4 protein-coding genes are annotated in these 3,815 nt (G+C 65.4%); 1 reads left to right on the top strand and 3 read right to left on the bottom strand.

The window, feature by feature from the left end; genetic code table 11:
• Nucleotides 1-131: 131 nt before the first annotated feature.
• On the top strand, nucleotides 132-596 hold the full coding sequence (locus ACIQ67_RS20075) for an Lrp/AsnC family transcriptional regulator (protein ID WP_397536143.1): 465 nt from the start codon (nucleotides 132-134) through the stop codon (nucleotides 594-596).
• A gap of 91 nt (nucleotides 597-687) precedes the next feature.
• Here ACIQ67_RS20075 and aspS read toward each other — a convergent pair whose 3' ends face one another.
• From aspS to ACIQ67_RS20060, 3 genes are all read right to left on the bottom strand, one after another.
• Nucleotides 688-2,484, bottom strand: coding sequence for an aspartate--tRNA ligase (gene aspS, locus ACIQ67_RS20070; protein WP_397536142.1), 1,797 nt, complete (start codon nucleotides 2,482-2,484; stop codon nucleotides 688-690).
• A gap of 129 nt (nucleotides 2,485-2,613) precedes the next feature.
• Nucleotides 2,614-3,261 (bottom strand): DUF502 domain-containing protein, encoded by a 648-nt coding sequence (locus ACIQ67_RS20065; RefSeq protein ID WP_397536141.1) that lies wholly within the window; start codon nucleotides 3,259-3,261, stop codon nucleotides 2,614-2,616.
• A 27-nt stretch (nucleotides 3,262-3,288) separates the two neighbouring features.
• Nucleotides 3,289-3,606, bottom strand: a complete 318-nt coding sequence (locus ACIQ67_RS20060; RefSeq protein ID WP_397536140.1) for an FmdB family zinc ribbon protein — start codon at nucleotides 3,604-3,606, stop codon at nucleotides 3,289-3,291.
• Between the last annotated feature and the right edge of the window lie 209 nt (nucleotides 3,607-3,815).

Genomic DNA, 3,815 nt, shown 5'->3' with positions numbered 1-3,815 from the left:
CATCCGCATTCGAGTTTGAAGATGATGTCGCCGAGGGAGTTCCGACGACGGCACAATCACCCCGCCCACCAGGGCTAACTTAGCGACTGGACGGTGTCCGGAACTGCGGGGGCAAGATCAGATTTCCACCCATGGACCGCATCGACGCCCAAATCCTGGATCTGCTCCAACGCGAGGGCCGCCTCACCGTGGCCGAGTTGGCCGAGCGAGTCTCGCTCTCACAAAGCCCCTGCGCGCGCCGCCTCAAACGCCTGGAGGACTGCGGCCTGATTGCCGGCTACCGCGCGGTGCTGGACCGCCAGGCCTTGCAGCTGGGCAGCACAGTGTTCGTCAATGTCCGCCTGATGCATCACCGCGCCGACGCGGTGCAGCAGTTCGAAGCTGCCATGCAGGCCATGGCCGAGGTGATCAGCTGCCATGTGGTCTCGGGCAGCCATGACTACCTGCTGGAAGTGGTGGTGGGGGCGCTGGGCGAGTACGAGCAGATCGTGAGACGTCTGCAAGCCCTGCCTGTGGTACAGGACATCAACAGCAGCTTTGCCATCCGCTGCGTCAAGAGCGGCGCTCCCCTGCCCCTTCGGGTGCACGGGACCTAGCGGCCTGTCCTGTCCCAGCCCTTGGGCCGCGCGTCGGCCACGAAAAAAGGGCGGCCGGAGCCGCCCTTCCTCGGGTCAAGCGCTGGGTGCCTCAGGCCGGCGTTGCGCCACCCGGGTTGCGCAGGCGGATGTGCAGCTCGCGCAGCTGCTTCTCGTCGACCATCGACGGCGCGCCGGTCAGCAGGCACTGAGCGCGCTGGGTCTTCGGGAAGGCGATCACGTCGCGGATCGACTCGGCCTTGGTCATCATCGTGACGATGCGGTCGAGGCCGAAGGCCAGGCCACCGTGCGGAGGCGCGCCGTACTGCAGCGCGTCCAGCAGGAAGCCGAACTTGATGCGCTGGTCTTCCTCGCTGATGTTCAGCGCCTCGAAGACCTTGGCCTGCACGTCAGCGCGGTGGATACGCACCGAGCCGCCGCCCAGTTCCCAGCCATTCAGCACCATGTCGTAGGCCTTGGCGATGCAGGCGCCGGGGTCGCTGGTCATCAGGTCCTCATGGCCATCCTTGGGTGCCGTGAAGGGATGGTGCACAGCCGACCAGCGCTTGTTCTCCTCGTCTTCCTCGAACATCGGGAAGTCGACCACCCACAGCGGCGCCCAGACATCGTTGAACAGGCCGTTGGTCTTGCCGAATTCGCTGTGGCCCACCTTCAGGCGCAGCGCGCCGATGGCGTCATTGACCACCTTGGCCTTGTCGGCGCCGAAGAACAGCAGATCGCCGTCCTGCGCGCCGGTGCGCTTGAGGATCTCGGCGATCGCGGCGTCATGCAGGTTCTTGACGATGGGGCTCTGCAGGCCTTCGCGGCCCTTGGCCACTTCGTTGACCTTGATCCAGGCCAGGCCCTTAGCGCCGTAGATCTTGACGAACTCGGTGTAGGCGTCGATCTCGCCGCGGCTCATCGCCGCACCGCCCGGCACGCGCAGCGCGACCACGCGGCCGCCCTTGGTGGTGGCGGGCGTCGAGAAGACCTTGAAGTCGACATCGGCCATCACCTCGGTCAGTTCCGTGAACTGCAGCTTGACGCGCAGGTCAGGCTTGTCCGAGCCGTACAGGAACATCGCGTCCGAGTACTTCATCACCGGGTAGTCGCCCAGCTCAACGTTCAGCGCCTTGCGGAAGACGTGGCGGATCATGCCTTCGAACATCGAGCGGATTTCCTCTTCCGTCAGGAAGGAGGTCTCGATATCGATCTGGGTGAACTCGGGCTGGCGGTCGGCGCGCAGGTCCTCGTCGCGGAAGCACTTGGTGATCTGGTAGTAGCGGTCGAAGCCAGCCACCATCAACAGCTGCTTGAACAGCTGGGGCGACTGCGGCAGCGCGAAGAACTGGCCGTCGTGCACGCGGCTGGGCACCAGATAGTCGCGCGCGCCTTCGGGCGTGCTCTTGGTCAGCATCGGGGTCTCGATGTCGACGAAGCCGTGCTCGTCCAGGAACTTGCGCACTTCCATCGCCACGCGGTAGCGCAGCATCAGGTTGTTCTGCATATAGGGGCGGCGCAGGTCCAGCACGCGGTGCGTCAGGCGCGTGGTCTCGCTGAGGTTCTCATCGTCGAGCTGGAACGGGGGCGTCACCGAGGGGTTCAGCACTTCCAGCTCGTGGCACAGTACCTCGACCTTGCCGCTGGTGAGGTTGGCGTTCTCGGTGCCGGCGGGGCGCGCGCGCACCTTGCCGACGATCTTCAGGCAGAACTCGTTGCGCACGTCTTCCGCCACCTTGAACATCTCGGCGCGGTCGGGGTCGCAGACGATCTGCACCAGGCCTTCACGGTCGCGCAGGTCGATGAAGATCACGCCGCCGTGGTCGCGGCGACGATGGGCCCAGCCCATCAGGGTGACGGTTTGGTCGAGCAGCTTTTCGCTGACTTGGCCGGCGTAGCAAGTTCGCATGGTTTTCTCCGGAATCTCAGGGGCGGCCGCTCTCATGGAGCGACCGGGGTCAAGTCTTGTCGGTATGGGTTTTCAGAGGCTCTGGCGGGGCCGGTACCGGCCCTCAGGGTTGAGCGCGTGCCGGTGCGCTCAACCCGGCAGATTTCGAACCTCATTGGCCGGGAGCTCCGGCGGCGCCACCACGCCCATCGAAATGATGTGCTTGAGCGCCGCGTCCACACTCATGTCCAGCGGACGGATGCTGGAGCGCGGCATCATCAGAAAGAAACCCGAGGTCGGGTTGGGCGTGGTCGGCACGTACAGGCTGACATGCTCCTCGCCGAAATGGCGCGCGGCGTCGGCGCTGGGCCGGCCGGTGACGAAGGCGATGGTCCAGGAGCCTGCATGCGGATACGGCACGAGCACCGCCTCGCGGAAGGCATTGCCGCTGCTAGAGAACAGCGTGTCCGAGACCTGCTTGACCGAGCTGTAGATGCTCTTGACGATGGGCGTGTTCGTCAGCAGACGGTCCCATTGCCTGAGCCACCACTGACCGGCCACATTGGTGACGGCCACGCCGGTCACCAGCAAGGCCACGGCCAGGATCAGGACACCCAGGCCGGGAACATCGCGCAGGCTCTGGATCGACTGGTGCATGGACAAAGGCAGCACCGCATCCATGCCCGACAGCAAGGCGGAGAACACGCCGTTGATGACACCGAGCACCCACAGCAGCACCCACACCGTGATGGCCAGCGGCAGCCAGACCAGGAGTCCGGTGATGATGTACTTTTTCACATGCGTCCTAATGGTCCGGCGCCGCGCTCAGTGGCAGGCGCAGGAGCCGCCGCAAGCAGCAGGGGGCGCGCTGGCGCTGGACTCGCTGCTGCTGCTCGCGGCCGCGTCGCCGGCCGTTGCTGCCGCTGCGCCCGAGGCTGCTGTGCTGGTGGAAGCGGCAGAGCCGCCCTTGAAATCAGTGGCATACCAGCCCGAGCCCTTGAGCTGGAAACCAGCCGCCGTCAGCTGCTTGCCAAAGCTCTCGGCGCCACAGGCCGGGCAGGTGGTCAGCGGGGCGTCGGATAGCTTCTGCAGCACGTCTTTGGCGTGACCGCAGGAACTGCAGCGGTAGGCGTAGATGGGCATGGCGGGTCTAAACCGTTGATTAAAAAGGCGAAATTATAAGCTGCCCGCCAAGCACCCAAGCCCGCCCGAACCGGCGGGCAGCCCGCTCAAGCAGCCGCCTCGTCAGGCAGCCCCTCCACATGGCGCTTGTGCAGGTGCCGGTTCTTCAGCCACTGCGGCGCCAGCGATCCAAACAGCATGCCGGCAAATGCAGCCAGCAGGCCGGCCAG

It is taken from the genome of Roseateles sp., assembly GCF_044373315.1.
Lineage (GTDB): Bacteria > Pseudomonadota > Gammaproteobacteria > Burkholderiales > Burkholderiaceae_C > JACDQM01.
This window is presented reverse-complemented; position numbering and strand designations above follow the sequence as displayed.